Consider the following 26335-nt stretch of genomic DNA (forward strand, 5'->3'; position numbering starts at 1 on the left):
CATGCACAACTACCTCGTCACCGCCCCGGACATCACCGGACCCTGGTCGGAGCCCGTGCATCTCGTGTCCGGTGGATACGATCCATCCCTGTTCCACGACGAATCTGGCAAAAAGTGGCTCGCCTATATCCGGCGCGATTTCAGAGGTATCTACGAAGACCTGTTCGTCGGAATCGTTCTGCGGGAATACTCGGTGCAGGAGGAAAAGCTGATCGGCGAAGAGCACGTCATCTATAAAGGCGCCAACCTCAAGACCGATTACTTCATGAAATGTCAGATCTACGAGGCTCCGCATTTGCTGAAGAAGGGAGACTGGTACTACCTGATCACAGCGGAGGGGGGCACAGGCTATACACATGCAACGTGTGTATCCAGGTCCCGCGGCATTTTCGGTCCATACGAGTTTCATCCTGATACGCCGATGCTCACGTCGCGCGACGCGAATGGACGGATTCAGCGGACCGGCCACGGCAATCTGGTCGAGGGTCCCAACGGCCAGTGGTACATGACGTACCTCGGATCGAGACCAATCGATGCGCACACGAAGCGCTCGCCGCTAGGCCGTGAAACCTGTGTCGCACCTATCGAATGGCATGCCGACTGGCCCCGCCTCGCCAGTGGCGGAGTGGTTCCCGCCGAATCTTTTGCGATCGGCTCGGATATCGAGCAAAGGCTCGACAGCAGTTGGACGATCGATTTCGGACAACGTGCCGCGCTGCCCCTGGAACTGCAGAGTCTGCGCATCCCCATCGGCGACGACTGGTGCAATCTTCACGAACGTCCGGGCTATCTGCGGATAAGGGGGCAAGAGTCGCCGACTTCGCGGTTCCATCAAAGCTTGTTGGCCTGTCGCATCCGTGACTGGCAGTTCGAAGTCGAAACCGCGCTGGAATTTTCACCCAGGTCATATCTGCACATGGCTGGGCTCATGGCGCGTTACGACGAGAACACCTTCTTCTATCTGTTCGTCACGCGCGACGACGACGGCACAAAAATCCTGTCCTACATGGAAATGGATGCCGGCAGCTTCGCCTACAGCAATCGACTGGCGACGCTGCCCGAGGCCACCGGGATCGAACTGCGGATTCGCGTCGTGGACGCGAAACTGCGCTTCTTCTATCGCTTGACGCACGGTGACTGGAAGGACCTTGAACTGGAAAAGGATTTCACGAAACTCAGCGATGAATATGCAACCCCCATCGGCTTCACGGGGGCATTCGCGGGTATCACCGTCAACGACATGCTTGGCTTTCGCGAGCCTGCCGATTTCAAGTCGTTCTCGTACCGCCAATTGATCGGCTAAAGCTCGGATTTCGTGTCATCGCTGTCATTTAATAATAAGGAAGATCTCATGCGCTTTCGTTGGAGACATCGCTACCTCGTGCTGTTTATTTTGTTCGCAATCTATCTGCTCTGTTACATGGACAGAATGATCATGGCAGCGGCTATTCCATTCATTGCGTCCGAGTTTCATCTGTCCGCGATGGAAATGGGTGGAATCCTGAGCGCGTTCTTCTTTAGCTACGCGCTATGTCAGATCCCGGCTGGCCTGCTTGCAGACAGATTCGGTCCGCGGCTGATGACGACGATCGGCATCACCTGGTGGACGATTTTCACCGCGCTTACCGGACTGTGCAATTCGCTCGGCTTGATGCTGGTGGTGCGGGTCGCGTTTGGCATCGGCGAAGCGCTTTTTCCTCCCGCCGCGTTCAAGGCACTGTCGGCGTGGTTCCCAAAGCGCGAAGTGGGACGGGCAACCGGGCTGATGATGACCACTAATGCACTGGGACCCGCATTGGCGCCGCTGTTCGTGGCGGCCGTGATGGCCGCGTGGGGATGGCGCGCGATTTTCACGAGTCTGTTCATACCCGGTGTCGCGATGGCCGTATTCGGCTGGATCTATATCAGAAACAGCCCGAAAGACAGCAAGCACGTTTCGAAGATCGAATTGGAGGAAATCGGTACCAGCGAAAAGTCTTTGTCTGCCTCTGCCGGCAAAGCGGATTTTGCTGGTTTGGTGAAAACGCCGCTGGTCTGGTGGTGCTTCGTCACCTTGTTCGTTTTCAGCATCGCCTCGTGGGGCATCATGAGCTGGTTCCCGACGTATCTGCTGAAAGCGCGCGGCCTTTCGACGGCCAGAATGGGCATTATGGCGTCGGTGCCATTTCTCGTCGGCACGATTGCCTATTGCATCACGGGCTTTCTTTCCGACAAGTTCTTCCGCAATCGTCGCGAATTGCTTGTCGTCCTCGGCTGCGTCGTGGCCGCCATCTTTGCCTATCTGACGGCCCATGCGGAGACCGCGGAAACGGCGGTATTCTTTCAGACGATCGGCTACTTCTTCTCAACCATGGCCGGCTGTTCGCTCTACACCATCCCGAACGTCGCGCTGCCGAACAAGGTCGTCGGGTCGGCAATCGGCTTTGTCAATGCGGCGGGTCAGCTGGCAGGATTTCTTTCCCCGCTGATCGTCGGTTACATCCTGACCAGGACGAATGACGACTTCAATGTCGTATTCCACCTCTTCGTCGGCTGCTTCTTGTTGGCTTCGGTCTCCGCCTGGTTCATCAATACGAGGACGGACCTCAGCGACTCTGTCACACGCAGCGCCGGCGCAGACGTGCCCGTGCAGAACCGGACAGCGGGATAAATGGCGCGACGGGGCTTGAGCCGGCGATAATTCCGGCTCAGTCACCGGCTTTGGGCAACGACTCGATCAGTTCATGGATGCGCATCCTGAACTCGAAATCGAGTTCATCGCGCGCGACCATTTCGACGATCTCGTTCTCGAGGGCTTTGACCTCGCGCTGCGGTTCGGCGCTGCCGCCTTTCGGGTATGCAAATCGCTTCTTTACCATTCCCTTAAGCAAACCGGAACACTCACCTCCAAAAAGCCCAATTCCCAGCCCACGTCACCTGTCGCACTCTTGAAGCCAACGGCCCTGCACGATCCGACAACGGCCGTTCAGCGCTCTGCCCCGAGCCGCCACATCGAACGAAGGCGGTCTCGCAGAACTGTTCCGCGCTCGCGCCTCTCGCCCGCGCGCAGCCTAAAAAGACAGGAGACACAATTTGCCAGCCCCCATCAACTCCGGCGCACGCCTCGACCGCCTGCCGATCACCCGCTTCCACTGGAACATCCTCGGCCTGATCGGCGCGGGTGCTTTCCTCGACGCCTTCGACATCTATCTCGCCAACGGCGCGCTCGCGGCGATGGTCAAAACCGGCTTCACCGATCTCCGCCTCGGCTCGTTCTTCATCTCCGCGACCTTCATGGGCATGATGATCGGCGCGGGGCTGGCAGGCTATCTCGGCGACCGCTTCGGTCGACGCTATTCGTATCAGGCCAATCTCGCGATCTTCGGCATCGCGTCGCTCGCCGCCTGCTTCGCGCCGAACATCTACTGGCTGATTCTGCTGCGCTTCGTCATGGGCATTGGCCTTGGCGCCGAACTCGTGGTCGCGGCCGGCACGCTGTGTGAGTTCGTGCCACCCGCCACACGCGGCCGCTGGACCGCGCTGCTCGCGCTGATCATCAACTCCGGTTTGCTCGGCGCGACCGCAGTCGGCTATTGGGTAATTCCACATCTCGGCTGGCGCTACATGTTCGCGATCGCGGGGGTTGGCGCGATGGTCGTGTGGTTCCTGCGGCATCGGATGCCGGAGTCGCCGCGCTGGCTCGAAACGGTCGGCCGGCTCGAAGAGGCGGAGGCCACCGTCTCGGCAATCGAGCGACAGGTCGAGGCGCGCGTCGGCAAGTTGCCGCCGGTTTCGCGCGTGGTCAGTCACGAGGTGCCGGCCGCGCCGTTCTCGGCGCTGTTCGCGCGCGGCATGATCGGCCGCACGCTGGTCGCCGCGCTGACCTGCATGGCGATCAACATGTCGCTGTACGGTTTCGTCGCGTGGCTGCCGACGTTCTTCGTCAAGGAAGGCCTGACCATCGTGCAGTCGCTTGGCTTCGTGCTGCTGATGTCGTTCGGTGCGCCGGCCGGCGCTGTCGTCGGTTATCTCGTGACGGACCGCCTGGGGCGACGCAACGGCATCGTGCTGTTCTCGCTTGCAACGATCGTGCTCGGCTTCGTCTACGTGCAGATGCGCGCGCCAGTGCCGATCGCGGTCGTCGGTTTCGCGCTCGTCACGACGATCTACACGGTCTGCACGCTCGGCCTGTTCGGCTATATCCCCGAGCTATTTCCGACCGCGCATCGCTTGCGCGGCACCGGCGTGGCCGGCACGTGCGGCCGCGCGGCGTCGATGTCGACACCCTACGTCGCGCTGCTGCTCTACACGGAGTTCGGCGTGACGGGTGTGCTGACGATGGTCGGTGGCGTGCTGTTGTTGCTGAGTATCGCGATTCTCGCGCTGCGCATCGAAACGAGTCAGCAGACGCTCGAAGAGATTTCGCCCGATGCCGAGCTGATACCGCAAGCGGAGATGATGCGAGAGTCGGCTTGAGCCGTGCGCGCATCAAGGTGATCTGTCGATTCGGATCTTTCCCCGGCTAAATTTTCACTTCACCTGGTTAAGATGAAAGTTTGCTTTGCGCATGCTTCGCTAGCAGCTTTCATCATGCACTTCGATTTCGTCGATTTACGCCTGCTCCTGCATATCGCCGACACGCGCAACCTCGCGCGTGCGGCGGAGCGTTCGCACCTGTCGGCGCCGGCCGCCAGCAACCGGGTCAAGAATCTCGAGGAGCAACTCGGCATCAAGCTGCTCTATCGAACCAGCCAGGGCGTGACGCCGACACCCGCGGGCGAAGCCTTCGTGCATCACGCGCGGCTCGTGCTCGAACGCGTCGAGCATCTGGCCGGCGACATGCAGGAGTATGGCGAGGGCATCAAGGGCCACGTGCGCATCTGGGCCAACACGACCGCGATCAGCGAGTTTCTGCCGGCCGTGCTGAGCCGTTTCCTGCGCGATCACCCGGACGTGAACATCGATCTGCGCGAAGTGCTGAGCGGCGAGATCGTCAAGGGCGTCGCCGACAGCGCGACCGATATCGGCATCGTCGCGGGCAATGTGCATGCCGAGCATCTGCAGATGCTGCCATATCGCGACGATCGGCTCGTGCTGGTTACGTCGTGCGAGCATCCGTTCGCGAGACAAGCGTCGGTCGATTTTTCGCAGGTGCTGAACGCGAACTTCGTGAGCCTGCCGACGTCGAGCGCGATTCACGCGTTCATCACGAGTGCCGCCGATGCGCTCGGCGCGCGTCTCAAACTTCGCATCCAGGTCGGCAACTTCGAGGCCGCGTGCCGGATGATCGAGGCGGGTGTCGGAATCGGCATCGTGCCGGAGTCGGTCGCGCTGCGGCACAGAAAGACGATGCAGATCGCGATCGTCGGCCTGACCGATCCGTGGGCCGTGCGCAAGCTGAAGATCTGCGTGCGCAGTCTGAAGGACTTGCCGCCGTTCGCGCGTGTGCTGGTCGACCGGTTGATGGCGGTGCTGGAGGAGGATGGCGGGTCAGATGCTTGACGCGCGGGCGTAACACCCGCCCGAAGTCTGACGAAGTTTCCTTCTGGAAACATCGCGCCCCCTTTTGTCAACCGGTATTTCATTCCCAACCATCTTCTTGCCGTCACAAAAACCGGCGTGTATAGTTTCCGAACTTACTCTTGTTTCGTATCGGAAATTAAAGGGGTTCACATGGACGCGTCCACTATCCTCGCGGATCTCGGCATTGCCCAAGCCGCGCAAGCCGGCGATATCGCCGTTCATTCGCCGATCACCGGCGAGCTCATCGGCCGTGTGGCCAGCCAGACGGCGGTCGAGGTCGACGCGGCGCTCGCCCGGGCCAAAGACGCGTTTGCCGTGTGGCGTAACGTGCCGGCGCCGCGCCGCGGCGAGCTGGTGCGGCTGCTCGGCAATCGGCTGCGCGAACAGAAGCAGGCGCTCGGCAGCCTCGTCTCGCTGGAGACGGGCAAGATCCTGCAGGAAGGCATGGGCGAAGTGCAGGAAATGATCGACATCTGCGATTTCGCGGTCGGTCTGTCGCGTCAGCTGTACGGTTTGACGATCGCGTCCGAGCGCCCGGGTCATCGGATGGCGGAGTCGTGGCATCCGCTCGGCACCTGCGTCGTGATCTCGGCGTTCAATTTCCCGGTGGCGGTCTGGTCATGGAATGCGGCGCTCGCGCTGGTGTGTGGCAACGCGGTGATCTGGAAGCCGTCGGAAAAGACGCCGCTCTCGGCGCTGGCTGTGAACAGGATTCTCGAAGACGCGCTGAAGGAATTCGGCGACGCGCCAGCCGGCCTGGCCGCATTGATCAACGGCGGGCGCGACGTGGGCGAAAAGCTCGTGGCCGATCCGCGCGCGTCGATCGTCAGCGCGACGGGCAGCACGGAAATGGGTCGCAAGGTTGGCGTCGAAGTGGCGAAGCGCTTCGGCCGCTCGCTGCTCGAACTCGGTGGCAACAACGCCGGCATCGTCACGCAGACGGCCGACCATGAACTCGCGATGCGCGGCATCCTGTTCTCGGCGGTCGGTACGGCCGGTCAGCGCTGCACGTCGCTGCGGCGTCTGTTCGTGCACGACAGCGTGTACGAGAAGACCGTCGAGCGTCTGAAGCAGTTGTATAGCCGCGTGCCGATCGGCAATCCGCTCGAAAAGGGCGCGCTGATGGGGCCGCTGATCGACCGTCAATCGTTCGACCGCATGCAGGAAGCGCTGCAGCAGGCGAAGGCCGAGGGCGGCAACGTGTTCGGCGGCGAGCGAGTCGAAGTGAAGGGTTATGAGGGCGGCTACTACGTGCGTCCGGCCATCGTCGAGATGCCGTCGCAAACGTCGGTCGTGCTGAAGGAAACGTTCGCGCCAATTCTGTACGTGCTGCGCTATGCCGATTTCGCCGATGCGGTCGAGGCGAACAACGCAGCGCATCACGGCTTGTCGTCGTGCGTGTTCACGAGCGACCTGCGCGAAGCGGAACGCTTCGTGTCCGCGTCGGGCAGCGACTGCGGCATCGCGAACGTCAACATCGGACCGAGCGGTGCGGAGATCGGCGGTGCGTTTGGCGGCGAAAAGGAAACGGGCGGCGGGCGCGAGTCGGGTTCGGATGCGTGGAAGGCTTATATGCGTCGCGCGACCAATACCGTGAACTACTCGTCGGCGTTGCCGCTTGCGCAGGGTATCGACTTCAATCTCGACTGAGCGCGCAAGTGTGACGTCGTAAACGTTGGCGGCGCATCGCGTTGATGCCGGTGCGCCGCCGTCGCCGTCCGGCGCGCCACGGCCGCGCATTCCAGATAGCAATCCGTTTGCGCCGCCCGGCGTTCCGGAGCGGCCACGTTACTCGTGGAGTAAGACGTGAGTTCGAAAGTCGTGATCGTCGGCGGTGGGGTGATCGGCAGTTCGATTGCGTATTTCTTGCGGCTGTCCGATCCGACAGTCGGCGTCACGGTAATCGAGCGCGACCCGACCTATGCGCGTTCGTCGTCGGCCTTGTCGGCGGCGTCGATCCGGCAGCAGTTTTCTACGCCGCTTTCCATTCAGATGTCGCTGTTCGGCATCGAGTTTCTTCGCTCGATCGGCGAGCGGCTCGAAGTCGACGGCACCCGGCCCTCGATCGATCTGCACGAAGGCGGCTACCTGTTTCTCGCGACACCTGCCGGTGAAGCGACGCTGCGCGAGAATCACGCGCTGCAAAAAAGCCTCGGCGCAGATATCAGCCTGCTCGACACGCATGGCTTGCAAACGCGCTTCCCTTGGCTCAATACCGACGACCTCGTTGCCGGCGCTTATGGCGAAAGCGGCGAGGGCTGGTTCGACGGTTACGGTTTAGTACAGGCGCTGCGCAAGAAAGCGCAGGCGCTCGGCGCGCGCTATGTCGCGGCAGACGTCACCGCGCTGCATCGCGAGGGCAATCGCGTCACGCAGGTACAAACCGCGGACGGTGAGACCTATGCTTGCGACGTCGTCGTCAACGCGGCCGGCGCATGGTCGCGCAAGGTCGCACAGATGGCCGGCATCGATCTGCCCGTCTATGCGCGGCGGCGCAGTATCTTCAACGTCACGTCGCCGGCAAAGCTTGAACGCTGTCCGCTGCTGATCGATCCGAGCGGCGTGTACTTCCGGCCTGAAGGCAATTCGTATATCTGCGGCACGTCGCCGTCGGCCGATAACGATCCCGACGATCTACCGCTCGATGAAGTCGATCACGTGCTATTCGACGACGTGATCTGGCCGACGCTCGCCAATCGCGTGCCGCAATTCGAGGCGCTGCGCGTGCAGAACTGCTGGTCCGGCTATTACGAATACAACGTGCTCGATCAGAACGCGATCATTGGCCATCACCCGGATATCGATAACTGCATTTTCGCGAACGGCTTCAGCGGCCACGGTTTGCAGCAAGGGCCGGCAACCGGACGCGGCATCAGCGAATTGGTTCTGCATGGCCGCTATGCGACGCTCGATCTCAGTTCACTAAGCTTTGCGCGCGTGCTCGAAAACCGGCCGATCGTCGAAAAGAACGTGGTGTAGCGCCTTATATGGCTCGATGCGTGGTCGCCAAGCAGACCGTCGATCTATGCAGCGCGCCCAGGACCCAGGCGATTGCCGCCGAGTACCTCGCGAGCGGCAGGTTGGAGCGGCATCTGCCGCGCATTGTCGATGCGTATTCCGTCAAATGCCGCGCGCTATGCGATGCGCTCGACACGCATCTCGCGCGGCACATCGCATTTCATCGTCCGGCCGGCGGCATGTTCGTGTGGGCGCGTCTGAACGCGGCACGCGATGCGTCCGACTATCTGCGCGCGTGCATCGAACAGAACGTGATGTTCGTGCCGGGTGTGGAGGAGATTGAAACCGGCGTGCACCGAATGAACCGCGCGCTCGAGCAGTACTTCGACGAGCAATAAAATCCTGATTGCATCAACACAATCAGTGGAATGCGGCAGATTACCCGGCGAGCATCTAATGTGCAGCCGGGTTTTTTTATCCAAATGCCAAAAATTGTGGTGCTTTAACAGAATTCACCGCATTCCTGATTAATCGCGAATCGCGTTGAGTTCGAATACGCAATCGTTTTCGTCCGCGCGTGCCTTCTATGAGACCGATCGTGGCAAGCCGCAGATGAAACCGCTCGGGATTGCCACGTCGAACGGCGCGTACGCGCGAGTGGACCCTCCAATGATTGCCCCCAATGAAATCGTTATTGCACGTCTTAATCTCAAGATTATGCAATTCGAATAAATTCGGGCGTTGCCAAATCTTGTAATGGAAGTGGTCGATTTATATGCGGAAATGCCATTTATAAAGATAAGAAACCGTGTAATTATCGTGCTTGCCGGCCGGCTTCCGTTTTGCGTGATTCCCGGAATGTCTGAAAGACAGGTTTTACACGGGTTCGCGCCATACGAGTCGGCTTTCGCACGGGAAAGCATCGTCGCCCGTCGCGTTCGCCCATGCATGCCGCATATGAGTGCCGCAGGAGAATGCGTGAGTGGGCCACAAAAACGTTAAATGAGGAAAAGGGGGCAACGCAATGAATTCACTCGACGAGAAGCGGCCGCTGCTGATCTACGACGGCACGCTCGGCGACCTCTACGGCATCTTTTTCAGAAACCTTGTGCTGCAAATCGTGACGCTCGGTATTTACCGCTTCTGGGCGACCACGAACAACCGCCGATATGTCTGGTCGCGCATGCGGTTTCAGGACGAGCGCTTCGAGTACACGGGCACCGGGGGCGAGCTATTCAAGGGCTTTCTGTTCGCGATCGTGGTCGTGTTCAGCGCGGTGTTCGCGGCTGGCGCGCTAAGCGTGGTCTTGCGCATGCTGACGAAAAGCGCGGCACTCGGTTCGCTGCCTGTCATCGCGTTGTATCTGCTGATCGTCGTGCTCGCGGCGGGTGCGTTTTTCGGCGCGCAGCGCTATCGGCTGAGCCGGACGCAGTGGTGCGGTATTCGCGGCGGCATGACCGGCTCGGCGCTCGGCTTCGGCGTGCGCGCGTTGCTGTACGCGCTGTTGTGCGTTGTCACGCTTGGCCAGATGATGCCGTGGACATCGATGCGTCTAATGGAGTGCCGCATCAACGCGAGCAGCTTCGGTAGCCTGGCGTTTCGCTTCAAGGGGCGCGCGTGGGTCGTCTACGGTCTGTTCCTCGTTACGTTCGTCGGCGTGGTCGTGTTGTTCGCGGTGCTGTTCATGGTGTTTCTGAAGGGCGCTCTCGCATCGATGCATGTCGGCCAGGTGCCGGGGGCGAGTACGGCGCCGTCGCGGGCCGCGCTCGGATCGCTGTTTTTGTTTTATGCGCTGTTCTCCATCGGCACGATGCTGATCCGCGGCTTCTATGTCGCCGCGCTGACGCGCCACGTGATGGGCAATACGTCGCTCGGCTCGCAATTGCATTTCGGCAGTAACGTCAGCGTGGCGCGTCTGCTCAGTTTGCAGTGCGGCAACCTTGCGATCATCGTGTTCACCCTCGGCCTTGGGACACCAATCGTGCTGCATCGGCTGATGCGCTTTGCCGTCGACACGCTGCAGGTTTCCGGCTACCTCGATCCGCATATGCTGGGGCAAAGCACCGTGGCGGCGCCGCTGACTGGCGAGGGCATGCTGAATCTGCTCGATCATGGTGGCGCCTTCTGAGATTGGACTCGCGTTGAGAGCGCGGCAATGGGCGGAGGGCGCACGATGTGCGACAAGTAATGGGACACGCGACTCATCTCAGGCGCGAGCGCGAAACGCAGTACGCTCAATGAGTTAGCGCAGTCATGCGCAGGTTGTCCACAAGCTTGTGCCCAAAATCTGTGGACAACAGGGGGAAGCGAAGCGGAAAATTCGCGCCTGGAGAATTGTGGAAAGGTACAGCACAAAAGCAAACAGCGGGACTCACCGTCGACCGGTTCATCCCGCTGCTGTGTATGACGATGTGGGCGGCTTGCCGTGCAGCGCGCACGGCAAGCGTGGCAAACGCTTATCGGTCGAGGAACGACTTCAGACGGTCCGCGCGGCTCGGATGCATGAGCTTGCGCATCGCCTTGCTCTCGATCTGGCGGATCCGCTCGCGGGTCACGTCGAACTGCTTGCCCACTTCTTCAAGCGTGTGATCCGACTTAGTGTTGATGCCGTAGCGCATGCGCAGCACCTTCGCTTCGCGCGGGGACAGCGAGTCGAGCGCGTCGTCGATCGCGGCACGCAGGTCGGCCTGCATCGCGGCATCCGCCGGCGACGATACGCCAGCGTCTTCGATCATGTCGCCCAGCGTCGCATCGCCGTCGTCGCCGACCGGCGTTTCGAGCGATACGGGTTGCTTCGCGATCTTCAGAATGCCGCGCACCTTCTCTTCCGACAGTTCCATGCGTTCCGCGAGCACCGCAGGATGCGCTTCCTGGCCGGTCTGCTGCAGGATCTCGCGCGAAATGCGGTTCAGCTTGTTGATCGTTTCGATCATGTGCACCGGCACGCGGATCGTGCGCGCCTGATCGGCGAGCGAACGAGTGACGGCCTGACGGACCCACCAGGTCGCGTACGTCGAAAACTTCCAGCCACGACGGTATTCGAACTTGTCCACGGCCTTCATCAGACCGATGTTGCCTTCCTGGATCAGGTCGAGGAACAGCATGCCGCGGTTCACGTACTTCTTCGCGATCGAGATCACGAGACGCAGGTTCGCCTCGATCATCTCGCTCTTGGCCTTGCGCATCTTCGATTCGGCCGCGACCATCTGGCGGTTGATTTCTTTCAGATGCTTGAGCGGCAGCGACACCGTCGCTTCGATGTCGATCAGCTTCTGCTGTTCGGACTGGATGGCCGGCAGGTGACGCTCGAGCGCCGCACCATAGGTCGACGCGCCGGTGCGCGCGGCACGCTCGGTCCAGCCGAGGTCGGCCTCGCTGCCCGCGAACGTTTCGATGAACTTCTCGCGCGGCATGCCGGCCTTCGAGACGACGATCTGCAAAATGTTGCGCTCGATCGCGCGCACTTGCGCGACCTGGCGCTGCACGTCGCCGCACAGACGGTCGATCGTGCGTGCGGTGAAGCGGATCTTCGCGAGGTGCTGCTGAATGTCTTCGCGTGCGCGCAGATAGGCCTTCGACGTGACGTCGCCGCGCGCGTGCGACGCGTTCATCTGGTCGTACAGAATGCCGACCTGGGCGAAGATTTCGAGGCAGTCGCTCGTGAGCTGCTTCAGGCGAGCTTCGTCCGCCGCCGACGAATCTTCCGGACCGACGTCGTCGTCTTCTTCGTCTTCGCTGTCTCCGTCGGCGTCGCTGTCTTCATCGGCATCCGTGTCGGCGCTCGCGACTTCTTCCGCGGCGGCCGTCTCTTCATTCAGGCCGTCGACGAGTTCGTCGATGCGCAGCTCGCCGTCGACAACCTGCTGCGCGCTCGCGAGGATCGCGGAGATCGCGAGCGGGCACGCGGCGATCGCTTGCACCATTTCGTGCAGGCCGTCTTCGATGCGCTTCGCAATCGCGATTTCGCCTGCGCGGGTGAGCAGCTCGGTCGCGCCCATTTCGCGCATGTACATACGCACGGGGTCGGTGGTGCGGCCGAACTCGGAGTCGACGGTCGACAGCGCGACTTCGGTTTCCTCGTCCGCCTGGTCGTCCGACACCACGGCGGGGGAATTCGAGTTGAGCAGCAGCGTTTCCGCGTCCGGGGCCTGCTCGTAGACCTGCACGCCCATGTCGCTGAACGCGCTGACGATGCTGTCGATCGCGGCGGTTGCGGTGAAGTTGTCGGGCAGGTGGTCGTTGATCTGCGCGTGGGTCAGGTAGCCTTGCTCTTTACCCAGCTGGATCAGTGCGCGCATCAGGCGCTGGCGTTCTTCGGCTTGTTGCGGCAGCAGCTCGGCTGCCACGGGAATCGCTTTGCCGGCGCCCTTGCCTTTGGCCGAACGGCCGGACGGAACTTTGGCAGTGAAGGCGGTGTCGTGTTGCGAATCTTCGCGATCGAAAGGGTTCACGTAATTTCCTCTAGAGGCTTCGCTATGAGACGCAAGACGCTACCGTCAGGCGTTTCGAGCAGGGCTCAGCATCACCTGATGTGACTCAACGCGGTTGTTGGGCTGTGCTCTGGGGAGCAAAAAAGATGAGCCCGCTCGAAGCGGGCCGATGGACATGCGAAATTTTGCGCGGCTCGCATTATATACGAGCTTGGGGGTTCGCGCTCATGGGTGCACATCAAATCATCGTCGCTGTTGTCGCAGGCATTGCGTGAGGCTACGCAGGTGCATAGTCCGTGGCCAGACGCGCGACCTAACCTAGATAGGGGCGAGTTGCTCCTTGCGCAAGGGGGCTCCATGTCGTTTTCCTGTATATGGAGTCGTATCCTCGCATGCTGTCCCCAAAAGAAATTCGCAGAAGGGTATTGACGTGTTGTCGACCGCTCTCCATAATCTCGTTTCTCTGCTGCAGACGCAGCGACGCAAACGAAGCAGTGCCGGGTAGTGGTGGTTCAGGCGCGGCGGGTTTGGCGGACCGATCTTTAAAAACTAACAGTCGATAAGTGTGGGCGCTTGATGCGGAATGCGGCGGCGGATTCTCCGGAGTCTGCTGTCAGGCAGAAGTATCAGAAGCCTCACACAGTATTAGAGGAAGGTTTGTCTGTCGAAAGACGGATCAATCATCGTCAGTACGTTGAGTGAGCGACCGGGTTCGAGAGAGCCCGAACACAGTAACAGGTTTGAACTGAAGAGTTTGATCCTGGCTCAGATTGAACGCTGGCGGCATGCCTTACACATGCAAGTCGAACGGCAGCACGGACTTCGGTCTGGTGGCGAGTGGCGAACGGGTGAGTAATACATCGGAACGTGTCCTGGAGTGGGGGATAGCCCGGCGAAAGCCGGATTAATACCGCATACGCTCGGGAGAGGAAAGCGGGGGATCTTTCGGGACCTCGCGCTCAAGGGGCGGCCGATGGCAGATTAGGTAGTTGGTGGGGTAAAGGCCTACCAAGCCGACGATCTGTAGCTGGTCTGAGAGGACGACCAGCCACACTGGGACTGAGACACGGCCCAGACTCCTACGGGAGGCAGCAGTGGGGAATTTTGGACAATGGGCGCAAGCCTGATCCAGCAATGCCGCGTGTGTGAAGAAGGCCTTCGGGTTGTAAAGCACTTTTGTCCGGAAAGAAAACCTCGTGGCTAATATCCGTGAGGGATGACGGTACCGGAAGAATAAGCACCGGCTAACTACGTGCCAGCAGCCGCGGTAATACGTAGGGTGCGAGCGTTAATCGGAATTACTGGGCGTAAAGCGTGCGCAGGCGGTGCTGTAAGACCGATGTGAAATCCCCGGGCTTAACCTGGGAACTGCATTGGTGACTGCAGCGCTGGAGTATGGCAGAGGGGGGTGGAATTCCACGTGTAGCAGTGAAATGCGTAGAGATGTGGAGGAACACCGATGGCGAAGGCAGCCCCCTGGGCCAATACTGACGCTCATGCACGAAAGCGTGGGGAGCAAACAGGATTAGATACCCTGGTAGTCCACGCCCTAAACGATGTCAACTGGTTGTCGGGCCTTCATTGGCTTGGTAACGTAGCTAACGCGTGAAGTTGACCGCCTGGGGAGTACGGTCGCAAGATTAAAACTCAAAGGAATTGACGGGGACCCGCACAAGCGGTGGATGATGTGGATTAATTCGATGCAACGCGAAAAACCTTACCTACCCTTGACATGTATGGAATCCTGCCGAGAGGCGGGAGTGCCCGAAAGGGAGCCATAACACAGGTGCTGCATGGCTGTCGTCAGCTCGTGTCGTGAGATGTTGGGTTAAGTCCCGCAACGAGCGCAACCCTTGTCCCTAGTTGCTACGCAAGAGCACTCCAGGGAGACTGCCGGTGACAAACCGGAGGAAGGTGGGGATGACGTCAAGTCCTCATGGCCCTTATGGGTAGGGCTTCACACGTCATACAATGGTCGGAACAGAGGGTTGCCAAGCCGCGAGGTGGAGCCAATCCCAGAAAACCGATCGTAGTCCGGATCGCACTCTGCAACTCGGGTGCGTGAAGCTGGAATCGCTAGTAATCGCGGATCAGCATGCCGCGGTGAATACGTTCCCGGGTCTTGTACACACCGCCCGTCACACCATGGGAGTGGGTTTTACCAGAAGTGGCTAGTCTAACCGCAAGGAGGACGGTCACCACGGTAGGATTCATGACTGGGGTGAAGTCGTAACAAGGTAGCCGTATCGGAAGGTGCGGCTGGATCACCTCCTTTCCAGAGCTGTGCATTCATTGCACTCAAGTGCTCACGCTTATCGGCTGTGGTTAGAAGAAACGCAGGCAGGCTCAGGGGTCTGTAGCTCAGCCGGTTAGAGCACCGTCTTGATAAGGCGGGGGTCGATGGTTCGAATCCATCCAGACCCACCAGTGTCTTGTCTGGTGAGCTGAAGGGCTGGGGCCGCTGGAGTATCTGTGAGACTGGGGGATTAGCTCAGCTGGGAGAGCACCTGCTTTGCAAGCAGGGGGTCGTCGGTTCGATCCCGTCATCCTCCACCAATCCTCAATGCGCAGGGTTCTGCATGAAGGCAGAGCGTTGCGCATTGGCGATTGAGCCAGTCAGAGCGGTATGAGGCACAGGCTTCATACCGGCTGCCGTTCTTTAACAATCAGGAAGAAGTAGTAAAGAGATTCACGAAAGCATACCTGGAGATGGGTGTGTGAGTAGGTGAATCAGGGTTGTGATTGTATCGATGTATTTTAAAGGTGATCGAGAGATCGCTTTGGAATACGGCGCAACACGAATACTCAACCTGTAGCGAGTGCGTCTATCCCCTGCGGGGATGGGACCCACGTAAGCGCTAAAGCGCTAGCGTGGGTCGACACAGAGACACACCCGTTATAGGGTCAAGCGAACAAGTGCATGTGGTGGATGCCTTGGCGATCACAGGCGATGAAGGACGCGGTAGCCTGCGAAAAGCTCCGGGGAGCTGGCAAACGAGCATTGATCCGGAGATGTCCGAATGGGGAAACCCACTCCTAATGGAGTATCCGTAGCTGAATCCATAGGCTGCGTGAGGCGAACGCGGTGAACTGAAACATCTAAGTAACCGCAGGAAAAGAAATCAACCGAGATTCCCAGAGTAGTGGCGAGCGAAATGGGATCAGCCGGTACACGTTATCTGTATTGTTAGTCGAACGCTCTGGAAAGTGCGGCCATAGCAGGTGATAGCCCTGTAGACGAAAACAGCATGGAAGAACTGGGTGTACGAGAAGTAGGGCGGGACACGTGAAATCCTGTCTGAAGATGGGGGGACCATCCTCCAAGGCTAAATACTCGTGATCGACCGATAGTGAACCAGTACCGTGAGGGAAAGGCGAAAAGAACCCCGGGAGGGGAGTGAAACAGATCCTGAAACCGCATGCATACAAACAGTCGGAGCCTCTGCGAAGGGGTGACGGCGTACCTTTTGTATAATGGGTCAGCGACTTACATTCAGTGGCGAGCTTAACCGATTAGGGCAGGCGTAGCGAAAGCGAGTCCGAACAGGGCGTCCAGTCGCTGGGTGTAGACCCGAAACCAGGTGATCTATCCATGGCCAGGTTGAAGGCACGGTAACACGTGCTGGAGGACCGAACCCACTAACGTTGAAAAGTTAGGGGATGAGCTGTGGATAGGGGTGAAAGGCTAAACAAACCTGGAAATAGCTGGTTCTCTCCGAAAACTATTTAGGTAGTGCCTCGTGTATCACCTTCGGGGGTAGAGCACTGTCATGGTTGTGGGGTCCATTGCGGATTACTACGCCATAGCAAACTCCGAATACCGAAGAGTGCAATCACGGGAGACAGACATCGGGTGCTAACGTCCGGTGTCAAGAGGGAAACAACCCAGACCGCCAGCTAAGGTCCCCAAATATGGCTAAGTGGGAAACGAAGTGGGAAGGCTAAAACAGTCAGGAGGTTGGCTTAGAAGCAGCCACCCTTTAAAGAAAGCGTAATAGCTCACTGATCGAGTCGTCCTGCGCGGAAGATGTAACGGGGCTAAGCCATATACCGAAGCTGCGGATGCACAGTAATGTGCATGGTAGGAGAGCGTTCCGTAAGCCTGCGAAGGTGCACTGGAAAGTGTGCTGGAGGTATCGGAAGTGCGAATGCTGACATGAGTAGCGATAAAGGGGGTGAAAGGCCCCCTCGCCGTAAGCCCAAGGTTTCCTACGCAACGTTCATCGGCGTAGGGTGAGTCGGCCCCTAAGGCGAGGCAGAAATGCGTAGCTGATGGGAAGCAGATTAATATTTCTGCACCATTGTGAAATGCGATGGGGGGACGGATCGCGGAAGGTTGTCCGGGTGTTGGAAGTCCCGGTCCTTGCATTGGAGAAGGCGCTTTGGCAAATCCGGGCGCAGAATTCAAGGGTGCGAGGCGAGCCACTTCGGTGGCGAAGCAACTGGAAGGGGTTCCAGGAAAAGCCTCTAAGCTTCAGTTTCACAGTGACCGTACCGCAAACCGACACAGGTGGGCGAGATGAGTATTCTAAGGCGCTTGAGAGAACTCGGGAGAAGGAACTCGGCAAATTGGTACCGTAACTTCGGGATAAGGTACGCCCTCATAGCCTGACTGGCCTGCGCCAGAAGGGTGAAAGGGTTGCAATAAACTGGTGGCTGCGACTGTTTAATAAAAACACAGCACTCTGCAAACACGAAAGTGGACGTATAGGGTGTGACGCCTGCCCGGTGCCGGAAGATTAAATGATGGGGTGCAAGCTCCTGATTGAAGTCCCGGTAAACGGCGGCCGTAACTATAACGGTCCTAAGGTAGCGAAATTCCTTGTCGGGTAAGTTCCGACCTGCACGAATGGCGTAACGATGGCCACACTGTCTCCTCCCGAGACTCAGCGAAGTTGAAGTGTTTGTGATGATGCAATCTCCCCGCGGCTAGACGGAAAGACCCCATGAACCTTTACTGTAGCTTTGCATTGGACTTTGAACCGGTCTGTGTAGGATAGGTGGGAGGCTATGAAGTTGGGACGCCAGTCTCAATGGAGCCGTCCTTGAAATACCACCCTGATCTGTTTGAGGTTCTAACCTTGGCCCGTGATCCGGGTCGGGGACAGTGCATGGTAGGCAGTTTGACTGGGGCGGTCTCCTCCCAAAGTGTAACGGAGGAGTACGAAGGTACGCTAGGTACGGTCGGAAATCGTGCTGATAGTGCAATGGCATAAGCGTGCTTGACTGTGAGACTGACAAGTCGAACAGGTGCGAAAGCAGGTCATAGTGATCCGGTGGTTCTGTATGGAAGGGCCATCGCTCAACGGATAAAAGGTACTCTGGGGATAACAGGCTGATACCGCCCAAGAGTTCATATCGACGGCGGTGTTTGGCACCTCGATGTCGGCTCATCTCATCCTGGGGCTGTAGCCGGTCCCAAGGGTATGGCTGTTCGCCATTTAAAGAGGTACGTGAGCTGGGTTTAAAACGTCGTGAGACAGTTTGGTCCCTATCTGCCGTGGGCGCTGGATATTTGAAGGGGGCTGCTCCTAGTACGAGAGGACCGGAGTGGACGAACCTCTGGTGTACCGGTTGTCACGCCAGTGGCATCGCCGGGTAGCTATGTTCGGAAGAGATAACCGCTGAAAGCATCTAAGCGGGAAACTCGCCTTAAGATGAGATATCCCCGGGGCTTCGAGCCCCTTGAAGGGTCGTTCAAGACCAGGACGTTGATAGGTCAGGTGTGCACGTACAGTAATGTACTGAGCTAACTGATACTAATTGCCCGTAAGGCTTGATCCTATAACAGGTGTGTCTCGACCCGCGTGAGTGCTTCAGCACTTACGCGGGTCCGATCCCCGAAGGGGATTTGTGTGACCTCCCGCGGGAGCTAACAGAAACGCACGGTTGGGATTCAGTGTTGTGCCAGAAACAACACAACCCCCACACTCGAATCCTTTACGCTTCTTCCCGATTGGCTGTGGCGCAACCGGTTGACTCCAGCCCTGCGACGCAGCAACCCGTCATGCCTGATGACCATAGCGAGTCGGTCCCACCCCTTCCCATCCCGAACAGGACCGTGAAACGACTCCACGCCGATGATAGTGCGGATTGCCCGTGTGAAAGTAGGTAATCGTCAGGCTCCCCTCCAGTCAGAAACCCCACCCGCCGCGGTGGGGTTTTTGCGTTTACGCGGCCGACTTTGCGCGCTTCACTACTTTCCGATCCGCAACGCATCCGCGTAACCCGGCGACTTCCGACGCGGTCGTCCAAAATCCATGTCCTTCCGGCTCGGCCGGCCAGCACCTCCTCCAAACACGCTAAGCCCGCTTACGCGCCGGCGCTCGATCGGATCCCCCTGCGATAAAGCAGTCGAGTCTTTCGCTGGCCTCCGTAATCGCCCAAAGCGGAGCGCGATGCAGCTGCCGATCGTAGCTCGTTGCGATCGATGCAAAGAGCGCGAATCCCGCTTCGTCAAGTTTCCATTCGTTGCGTTCCCGACCTGCGTCGAACATCATCGCCGAGGCGCGGTCCGCGGCGTGGAGCTCTTCGTGGCTCATCGAGCCAAAGCCGGCATCAGCGAGGTAGCTGGTCAACAGCATGATCTGCGTGACCGTCTGCGCATCGCTCTTCGTACCGAGGCCACGGCGCAGTGCGTCGAGCGACAGATGAACTCGCAACGCGAGATCGTCGGCGATCTGGCGCGCGATGGGCAACAGCATGGCTTTGGCATGCCGCGCGCGGGCGGCGCCAGTGTTGCGGAAAGGAATTGGTTGTGCCATGGAGATCCGAGGGGTTTGCCTGAGCACATGCAATAACGGCGCGCTTCGCAAAAGGTTGAGCCTTCATTGCGTTTTAGCCGCTTCCTTCGACGAAAACGTTTGCTGGCGGCCACTTGCGCGCAGATTGCCGGCACGTCGCGGCGTCCGTCGTCGAGCGAATTGGCACCTGCATCGCCCGCGATGCGCCGTTCACTCCCCACGAACCCAGCGGCTTTGCTTTCTATGCTTGCCCACGGAAAGGCGTCGCGCCGCATTGCCACCTCGCGCGCGTCCGGCCATCTACCTCGGCGAAACCTCTCTATCATGACGATTGGAACAACCTCGGCCAGCAAGCCGGAACGGAGCAAGTCCCGCCGGCAAGCGCCATCCAGCTGTCTTCGACCCGAGGATGCATCGATGCAGACTCATTCATCCAACGTTGTCTCGACGCCCGCCGATTTGCGGATCGACGGCGCGCGGCTGTGGGACTGTCTCATGCAGCTCGCGCGGATCGGCGCGACCGACAAACGCGGTGTCTGCCGTCCAGCACTGACCGAACTCGACCGTGAGGCACGCGATTAGTTCATCGCGTGGACGAAGGGGATCGGCCGCACGGTGCCGGTCGACGCGATCGGCAATATTTTCGCGCGGAGGACGGGGCTGCGTGACGATCTGCCGCCCATAATGACGGGCAGCCATCTCGACACGCAGCCGACCGGCGGCAAATTCGACGGCAATTATGGTGTGCTGGCAGGGCTGGAGGTGCTGCGCCCGCTGGCCGAGGCCAACGTGCAGACCATCGCGCTGCTCGAGGTTGCCATGTGGACCAACGAGGAGGGCTCACGATTCTTGCCGGTGATAATGGGCTCCGGCGTGTTCGCCGGCGCATTCACGCTCGAGCACGCGCTAGCGCAACGCGATCGCGACGGCGTAGCGGTGCGCCACGCGCTAGCGGCGATCGGCTATGCCGGCGAGCATCGCAAGTCGCACGCTGTCGGCGCATATTTCGAGGTGCATATCGAACAGGAGTCCGTGCTCGAAGCGCACGACAAGGTCATCGGCGTCGTGCAGGGAGCGCTCGGGCAGCGCTGGTACGACCTGACCGCGCACGGCATGGAAGCGCACGCGGGGCCGATGGCGCTGCGCCGCGACGCGCTGCTCGTCGCCGCGGATCCGATCCATGCGGTGAACCGTATCGCACTCGATCACGCGCCGCATGGCCGTAGCACGGTCGGCTGGCTCGACGTGCATTCAAACTCGCGCAACGTCATTGCGGGCCGCGTGAAATTCAGCGTCGACCTGCGCGCAGCCGATGACGCATCGCTCACTGCGATGGACCTCGCATGGCGTGCAGCGTGCGCGCAGGCGGGCAGCAATGGGGGCAACGCCGCCATCAACGCCGCCGCCACCCGCGCGAGCAGCAGCTTGGACGCCCCCGTCACTACCGACATCGAGCAGGTCGTCTACTTCCCGCCGCAGCGATTCGCCGCGCAATGGATCGCCGAGGTCAGACAGAGCGCGGAGCGGCTCGGTGTGTCGTCGATGGACGTGATCAGCGGCGCGGGACACGACGCCGCCTACCTCGCGCGCGGCGCACCCAGCGCGATGATCTTCGTTCCCTGCAAGGACGGCATTAGCCACAACGAAATCGAGGACGCGCGCGCCGATCATCTGGAAGCCGGCTGCAATATGCTGCTGCAGGTGATGCCGAGCGCGGCGTCGAGAACGGGGAGCATGCGCGCATGAAGATCCTGATCGCACGAATGAACCACGAGACCAACACGTTCTCGCCAGTAGAGACCCCGCTGGCCGCATTCGGCCGCAACGGTCCGAGCTACGGCCGCGCCGCGTTCGACGAAAACAAGGGCATGCAAACCGCGATGGCCGCGTTCATCGACGCCGCCGAGCGCGTGGATGCCGAAATCGTGACGCCGATCTCCGCCATGGCGAATCCGAGCGGGCCGGTCGACGCCGCCGCCTACGATACGATCTGCGACGCGATCGTGGCAGCCGCGACGGGCTGCGACGCGGTGATGCTCGATCTGCACGGCGCGATGGTCGCCGAGAACTCGACCGACGGTGAAGGCGATCTGCTCGGGCGCGTGCGTGCGTCGCTGCCGCACGCGCCGATCGCGGTCGCGCTCGATCTGCATGGCAACGTCACGCAAAAAATGATCGACAACGCCGACGTCATCGTCAGCTTCAAGACCTATCCGCACGTCGACATGTACGAGACTGGCGCACATGCAGCGCGCTTGCTGTTCGACATGATCGAGGGCCACGCGAAGCCGGTGATCGCGTGGCGTCAGCCGCCGCTGCTCACGCACACGCTGCGCAGCGCGAGCGTTGACGGCGCGATGAAACGCGCGCTCGATGCCGCGCGCGCCGCCGAGGCCGACGGCATGCTCGCGGTGTCGGTGCTGGCGGGCTTCTCGCTCGCCGATATCGAAGCGCCATGCATTAGCGTCGTCGTCGTGGGCAATGGCGAGCGCGCGGATGCGGAGGCGGTCGCCGAGCGCATCGCGCGGCAGATCTGGGACGAGCGCGACGATTTTGTCTATCGCAGCGCGCCGCTTGCCGAATCGGTCGCGCGGGCGGCGTCGCTGGCACGCGCCGCCGATAAACCGGTGCTAATGCTCGATCACGGCGACAACTGCATGTCGGGCGGCACGTGCGACACGATGGATTTGCTCGAGGAAGCGTTGAGGCAGGGCCTCGAAGGCATCGTCAGCGGGCCGTTGTGCGATCCGCAGGCGGTCGCGGCCCTGGCGGCCTCGGGCGTCGGTAGCAGGGTCACGCTCGCGATCGGCAACAAGCTCACAAACGATGCATTGCCTTCGCGTTCGCCGCTTGCCCTGACCGGCGTCGTGCGCGCGCTGACCGACGGCGAATACGTGATCAGCGGCCCGACCTACACCGGCCAGCGCGCGTACATGGGGCGCGCGGCAGTGCTCGACACCGGCACGGTGAAACTCGTCGTGACCGAACGAACGCATGAGCCGTGGGATCTCGGCGTGTTCGAGAGCGTCGGCATCGATCCGCGCCGCGCGCGTTTTCTGCTGCTCAAATCACGCATGTATTGCCGGCCGGTTTTCGTGCCGATCGCGGAGGCACTCGTCGAATGCGATAGCCGCGGCGTCACGAGTTCGGACTATGGTCTGTTCAGCTTCGAGCACGTGAAGCGGCCGGTTTATCCATTGGACCCTCACACCGAATGGACCGCGACGAACTGATCGACATGCATGCGTTTCGATAAGTCGCGGCAAGGGCTTGTGCAGTCCGCATTGAGTCTCTATAATTCGCGCCTCTAAAGGCTCGTAGCTCAGTTGGTTAGAGCACCACCTTGACATGGTGGGGGTCGTTGGTTCGAATCCAATCGAGCCTACCAACGCATCTGTGACGTAGACGAAAGCGGTTCCGCTTTCGTCTACGGTCCTGTCAAATCGATCCAGTCGTTCCCTCAGTTTCGCCGTTCGGCATCACGTCCCCTTCGTTGTTGTTGTCCGCTCGTGGCCCGAAGCTCATGCACATTCACGCGCGCTCTCGCCGTTGCGTCGTCGTTCGACAATGCGCGGTACAGTTAGACCTTCCGCTTTCGCCGCCGACCCGACTGCCGTTCCCATCGCATCTTCGATCATGCGATGCCGGCAGCATCCAACGGAGCTGACGCAATGAAGAAGCTCATCAACGATGTGTCCACCGTGGTCCCCGAGATGCTCGACGGGCTCATCGCGCTCAATCCCCAACTCTCGCTATTGCAAGGCGGCACGATCGTCTTGCGCGCCGATGCCCAGGCCGTGGCCGCGCGCGGCGAGGTCGCGCTGATCTCGGGCGGCGGCTCGGGCCACGAGCCCGCGCACGGCGGCTATGTGGGCCACGGCATGCTGAGCGCGGCGGTAGCCGGCGAGATCTTCACCTCGCCCTCCACCGACGCCGTGCTCGACGCGATACGCGCGGTGGCCGGCCCCGCGGGCGCGTTGCTGATCGTCAAGAACTACACGGGCGACCGCTTCAACTTCGGCCTCGCGGCCGAAATCGCGCGCGCCGAGGGCATCCTCGTTGAGATGATGATCGTCGCCGACGACGTCGCGCTGAGCGCGAGCGGCGATCACGCGGGCCGTCGCGGACTCGCGGGCACAGTGTTGGTTCACAAGATCGCGGGCGCGGCGGCCGCGCGCGGTTTGCCGTTGGCCGAGGTCGCGCGGCTCGCTCGGGAAGCGGCCGCGTCGCTCGGCACGATGGGCGTCGCGCTGACGCCGTGCACGGTGCCGGCCGCGGGCAAGCCGGGCTTCGCGCTGGGCGATGGCGAAATCGAATGGGGCCTCGGCATTCATGGCGAAGCCGGCGTGGCGCGCGGCGCGCTGGAGCCGGCCGACGCGATCGTCGGCAAGCTGCTTGCAAAGATCGTCGACGATCTCGCGTTGCAGGCGGGCGAGCGCGTCGCGCTGCTCGTCAACAATCTGGGTGGCACGCCGCCGAGCGAACTCAACGTGGTGGCTGGTGCCGCGCTGCGCGAGCTTGCCGGGCGCGGCATCGCAGTCGCGCGCGCGTGGGCCGGCACGTTCCTGAGCGCGCTCGAAATGGCCGGCGTCTCGCTGACGCTGCTGCGTATCGATGACGAACGGCTGAGCCTGCTCGACGCCGCCTCACAGACGAGCGCATGGCCTGCGCTGAGCGGCCGCGTCGCGCAGGTCGCGGTGCGTGCGGCGCCACCCGCGCCGCAAAGCGCGAGCGGCGCGACGCTCGCGCGTGACGCGACGCTGCGGCGCGCGCTCGAAGCGGTCTGCGAGTGCCTGCTGGCAGCCGAGCCGACATTGACCGAAATGGACCAGCGCGTCGGCGACGGCGACCTCGGCATCAGCCTCGCGCGCGGCGCACGCGCGGTGCAGCTCGAGCTCGATTCCTACGCGTGCGCAACCACGCCGGGCGCGGTATTGCGCGGCATGTCGGCGACGCTGCGGCGCGTGGTGGGCGGCACGTCGGGTCCGCTGTACGCGGTGATGCTGCTGCGCGCGGCGGCCGCGCTCGAACAGTCGGGCGGGACCACCGCACGGCAATGGGCGACGGCGTTCAGCGCCGGTGTCGATGGGTTGATGGAACTGGGGGGCGCGCGGCCGGGCGATCGGACGATGGTCGATGCGCTGAGGCCCGCTGCCGACGCGCTGCATGACGCGCTCGCTCAGGGAGCGTCGACGGATGCCGCATTGCAGGCCACCGTCGCTGCGGCATGCGACGGCACGTCTCGTACCGCATCGATGCATCCGCGGCGCGGGCGTTCGAGCTATGTCGGCGAGCGCGCGCTCGGTCATATGGACCCGGGCGCGCATGCGGTCGCGTTGTGGCTCGCGGCGATTCGCGACGCGCTTCCCGGTTAGGCGCAGCCTGACGCGAACGATACGGCGAACGCAAGGGACGAGCGCACTTTCGCAGCAGGGAAAAACTACGCCGCCGTCACGGCCGCAGGAGATCGAATCCCGCGAACGCCACGACGCCGCTCAGTGCGATCAGCGCCACCGAGTGCTGTCCAAGGTACAGCAGCCCGGCAGCGGACCAACACGTGACAGCGAATGCGGCAATACGTTTCATGCTTTCTTCTTCTACGACTCGAACTCAAAAACCGACTCAGAAGCCCAGCGTAACGGCCAGCAGTCCACTGACGACACCGCCCACCACCACTGCACAGGTCACCACCGTCAGCACGCGCCGCGGAAACGACCGCGCGAGCATCGCGAGCGACGGCACGCTGACGAGCGGCAGCGTCATCAGCAGCGCGCCGGCGGGGCCGGCGGCCATGCCGAACGACAGCATAGCCTGAATGATCGGCACTTCACCCGCGGTCGGAATCACGAACAGCGTGCCGGCGATCGACAGCGCGATGATCCACAGCAGGCTGTTGTCGACGTCCGGGCCGATGTGCGGAAACAGCCACGCGCGCGCCGCGCCGAGAATCAGCACGAGCGCGATGTATTCGGGCACGAGCCGCAGCGTCATGCGCCCCAGAATCGTGATCCAGCGCGAGAACGCGGTGCCTGGATCGTCGGCGCTGACCAGTTGCGCGACGGCCTCTCGCGACGCTTGCGCTTCCTGTGGCGTGACCATGCGATTCACGACGTAGCCAAGGCCGAGCACCATCACGATGCCGAGCGCGAGGCGCAGGCCCATCCACTGCCAGCCGAGCACGAAGCCCATGAAGATCAGCGTAGCGGGATTCAGCGCGGTATTACCGAGCCAAAAAGCAATCGCCGCGCCCGGCGCCGCTTCACGCGCGCGCAGGCCCGCGACGACCGGCGCCGCGCAGCAGGTGCACATCATGCCCGGCAACGACATCAGGCCGCCTTTGACGACGCTGTTGAAGTCGGCACGGCCGAGAGCGCGCGCGACCCATTGCGGTGGAATCAGCGCCTGTACCGCGGAGCCGAGCAGCAGGCCGAGCACCATCGCCTGCCAGATTGCCTTGCCGTAAGCGAGCGCGAAGTCGATCGCGGCCTGCCATGAGGCCGCCGGCGCGCTCGCGGACGTGCCCATCAGGATCGACTTGCCGATCGAATGCTGGCTCGCGGCGACGAACGCGCGGTTGTAGTACGGAAACCACTTCACATAGAAGAGGCCGACGACGGCGATCAGCAGGAACACGATCCAGCCAAGCGTGACGCGGGGTTGCCGAAGGGTTGATTGCATGATGGTTGTTGAATGTCGTTGTGG

16 protein-coding genes, 3 tRNA genes, 3 rRNA genes and 1 pseudogene are annotated in these 26335 nt (G+C 61.2%); 18 read left to right on the forward strand and 5 right to left on the reverse strand.

Annotated elements, in window-relative coordinates:
- Window position 1: 1 nt before the first annotated feature.
- A complete protein-coding gene (locus OKW39_RS36925) occupies window positions 2–1303 on the forward strand; it encodes a family 43 glycosylhydrolase (RefSeq protein WP_429564875.1) in 1302 nt (433 codons plus the stop codon).
- A gap of 48 nt (window positions 1304–1351) precedes the next feature.
- Entirely contained in the window at window positions 1352–2650 is a 1299-nt protein-coding gene (locus OKW39_RS36930) for an MFS transporter (RefSeq protein ID WP_090808510.1), read from the forward strand.
- Window positions 2651–2687: 37 nt separating this feature from the next.
- Here the strand turns inward: OKW39_RS36930 and OKW39_RS36935 are convergent, their stop codons facing one another.
- Window positions 2688–2858: a hypothetical protein gene (locus tag OKW39_RS36935; RefSeq protein ID WP_184068939.1), complete on the reverse strand. Its 171-nt coding sequence runs from the start codon at window positions 2856–2858 to the stop codon at window positions 2688–2690.
- Window positions 2859–3072: 214 nt separating this feature from the next.
- Here OKW39_RS36935 and OKW39_RS36940 point away from each other — a divergent pair, with 214 nt between their 5' ends.
- From OKW39_RS36940 to OKW39_RS36965, 6 genes and pseudogenes are all read left to right on the forward strand, one after another.
- Window positions 3073–4455 (forward strand): MFS transporter, encoded by a 1383-nt coding sequence (locus tag OKW39_RS36940; RefSeq protein ID WP_429292065.1) that lies wholly within the window; start codon window positions 3073–3075, stop codon window positions 4453–4455.
- Window positions 4456–4569: 114 nt separating this feature from the next.
- Entirely contained in the window at window positions 4570–5481 is a 912-nt protein-coding gene (locus OKW39_RS36945) for a LysR family transcriptional regulator (protein WP_429564876.1), read from the forward strand.
- A 171-nt stretch (window positions 5482–5652) separates the two neighbouring features.
- Entirely contained in the window at window positions 5653–7152 is a 1500-nt protein-coding gene (gene amaB / locus OKW39_RS36950; RefSeq protein WP_429333013.1) for an L-piperidine-6-carboxylate dehydrogenase, read from the forward strand.
- Window positions 7153–7308: 156 nt separating this feature from the next.
- Entirely contained in the window at window positions 7309–8481 is a 1173-nt protein-coding gene (locus tag OKW39_RS36955; RefSeq protein ID WP_429564877.1) for an NAD(P)/FAD-dependent oxidoreductase, read from the forward strand.
- A pseudogene (locus tag OKW39_RS36960) lies at window positions 8481–8858 on the forward strand (PLP-dependent aminotransferase family protein); the annotation flags it as partial. The gene OKW39_RS36955 and the pseudogene OKW39_RS36960, both read left to right, overlap by 1 nt.
- A 626-nt stretch (window positions 8859–9484) precedes the next feature.
- Window positions 9485–10588 carry a YjgN family protein gene (locus tag OKW39_RS36965; protein WP_429333011.1) on the forward strand — a complete coding sequence of 368 codons (1104 nt, stop codon included), beginning with the start codon at window positions 9485–9487 and terminating at the stop codon, window positions 10586–10588.
- 328 nt (window positions 10589–10916) lie between these two features.
- On the opposite strand, the gene rpoD is transcribed toward OKW39_RS36965, so the two are convergent.
- The gene (gene rpoD, locus OKW39_RS36970; protein WP_184068954.1) at window positions 10917–12911 is read right to left on the reverse strand and encodes an RNA polymerase sigma factor RpoD; all 1995 of its coding nucleotides are present in this window, start codon (window positions 12909–12911) and stop codon (window positions 10917–10919) included.
- 721 nt (window positions 12912–13632) lie between these two features.
- On the opposite strand from rpoD, the gene OKW39_RS36975 reads away from it, so the two are divergent.
- From OKW39_RS36975 to rrf, 5 genes are all read left to right on the forward strand, one after another.
- Window positions 13633–15165: ribosomal RNA gene (locus OKW39_RS36975) — 16S ribosomal RNA — on the forward strand.
- A 75-nt stretch (window positions 15166–15240) separates the two neighbouring features.
- Window positions 15241–15317, forward strand: a tRNA-Ile gene (locus OKW39_RS36980).
- 53 nt (window positions 15318–15370) lie between these two features.
- A tRNA-Ala gene (locus OKW39_RS36985) sits at window positions 15371–15446 on the forward strand.
- A gap of 346 nt (window positions 15447–15792) precedes the next feature.
- A 23S ribosomal RNA gene (locus OKW39_RS36990) occupies window positions 15793–18674 on the forward strand.
- Window positions 18675–18900: 226 nt separating this feature from the next.
- Window positions 18901–19014: ribosomal RNA gene (rrf, locus tag OKW39_RS36995) — 5S ribosomal RNA — on the forward strand.
- Together the 16S, 23S and 5S rRNA genes with 2 tRNA genes alongside form the textbook arrangement of a ribosomal RNA operon.
- Window positions 19015–19192: 178 nt before the next feature.
- Here rrf and OKW39_RS37000 read toward each other — a convergent pair.
- Window positions 19193–19654: a hypothetical protein gene (locus tag OKW39_RS37000; protein WP_090808528.1), complete on the reverse strand. Its 462-nt coding sequence runs from the start codon at window positions 19652–19654 to the stop codon at window positions 19193–19195.
- Window positions 19655–20050: 396 nt separating this feature from the next.
- Between OKW39_RS37000 and OKW39_RS37005 the strand changes: the two genes are divergently transcribed.
- The 5 genes from OKW39_RS37005 to dhaL all read left to right on the forward strand — a co-directional run bounded on the left by OKW39_RS37005 (window position 20051) and on the right by dhaL (window position 25008).
- Window positions 20051–20215 carry a hypothetical protein gene (locus OKW39_RS37005; protein WP_429564878.1) on the forward strand — a complete coding sequence of 55 codons (165 nt, stop codon included), beginning with the start codon at window positions 20051–20053 and terminating at the stop codon, window positions 20213–20215.
- Window positions 20216–20248: 33 nt separating this feature from the next.
- Window positions 20249–21379 carry an allantoate amidohydrolase gene (locus OKW39_RS37010; RefSeq protein WP_429564879.1) on the forward strand — a complete coding sequence of 377 codons (1131 nt, stop codon included), beginning with the start codon at window positions 20249–20251 and terminating at the stop codon, window positions 21377–21379.
- Window positions 21376–22866 carry a M81 family metallopeptidase gene (locus tag OKW39_RS37015; RefSeq protein ID WP_429564880.1) on the forward strand — a complete coding sequence of 497 codons (1491 nt, stop codon included), beginning with the start codon at window positions 21376–21378 and terminating at the stop codon, window positions 22864–22866. Before OKW39_RS37010 ends, OKW39_RS37015 begins: the two co-directional genes overlap by 4 nt.
- Window positions 22867–22944: 78 nt before the next feature.
- Window positions 22945–23021 (forward strand) — tRNA-Val (locus OKW39_RS37020).
- A gap of 283 nt (window positions 23022–23304) precedes the next feature.
- Complete coding sequence (gene dhaL, locus OKW39_RS37025; protein ID WP_429564881.1) at window positions 23305–25008, forward strand: dihydroxyacetone kinase subunit DhaL; 1704 nt, start codon at window positions 23305–23307, stop codon at window positions 25006–25008.
- 76 nt (window positions 25009–25084) lie between these two features.
- Here dhaL and OKW39_RS37030 read toward each other — a convergent pair whose 3' ends face one another.
- Window positions 25085–25219 (reverse strand): hypothetical protein, encoded by a 135-nt coding sequence (locus OKW39_RS37030; protein ID WP_143037237.1) that lies wholly within the window; start codon window positions 25217–25219, stop codon window positions 25085–25087.
- Between the two features lie 36 nt (window positions 25220–25255).
- A complete protein-coding gene (locus OKW39_RS37035) occupies window positions 25256–26311 on the reverse strand; it encodes a permease (protein WP_429364938.1) in 1056 nt (351 codons plus the stop codon).
- Window positions 26312–26335 lie beyond the last annotated feature (24 nt).

Source organism: Paraburkholderia sp. MM6662-R1 (assembly GCF_050436245.1).
Lineage (GTDB): Bacteria > Pseudomonadota > Gammaproteobacteria > Burkholderiales > Burkholderiaceae > Paraburkholderia > Paraburkholderia tuberum.

Coding starts and splice junctions, on each gene's coding strand:
- dhaL (WP_429564881.1), top strand. CDS start 23,305: ATGAAGAAGCTCATCAACGATGTGTCCACCGTGGTCCCCGAGATGCTC.
- OKW39_RS36935 (WP_184068939.1), bottom strand. CDS start 2,858: ATGGTAAAGAAGCGATTTGCATACCCGAAAGGCGGCAGCGCCGAACCG.
- OKW39_RS37030 (WP_143037237.1), bottom strand. CDS start 25,219: ATGAAACGTATTGCCGCATTCGCTGTCACGTGTTGGTCCGCTGCCGGG.
- OKW39_RS37005 (WP_429564878.1), top strand. CDS start 20,051: ATGCAGACTCATTCATCCAACGTTGTCTCGACGCCCGCCGATTTGCGG.
- OKW39_RS36965 (WP_429333011.1), top strand. CDS start 9,485: ATGAATTCACTCGACGAGAAGCGGCCGCTGCTGATCTACGACGGCACG.
- OKW39_RS36925 (WP_429564875.1), top strand. CDS start 2: ATGCACAACTACCTCGTCACCGCCCCGGACATCACCGGACCCTGGTCG.
- OKW39_RS36945 (WP_429564876.1), top strand. CDS start 4,570: ATGCACTTCGATTTCGTCGATTTACGCCTGCTCCTGCATATCGCCGAC.
- amaB (WP_429333013.1), top strand. CDS start 5,653: ATGGACGCGTCCACTATCCTCGCGGATCTCGGCATTGCCCAAGCCGCG.
- OKW39_RS36930 (WP_090808510.1), top strand. CDS start 1,352: ATGCGCTTTCGTTGGAGACATCGCTACCTCGTGCTGTTTATTTTGTTC.
- OKW39_RS37015 (WP_429564880.1), top strand. CDS start 21,376: ATGAAGATCCTGATCGCACGAATGAACCACGAGACCAACACGTTCTCG.
- OKW39_RS37000 (WP_090808528.1), bottom strand. CDS start 19,654: ATGGCACAACCAATTCCTTTCCGCAACACTGGCGCCGCCCGCGCGCGG.
- OKW39_RS37035 (WP_429364938.1), bottom strand. CDS start 26,311: ATGCAATCAACCCTTCGGCAACCCCGCGTCACGCTTGGCTGGATCGTG.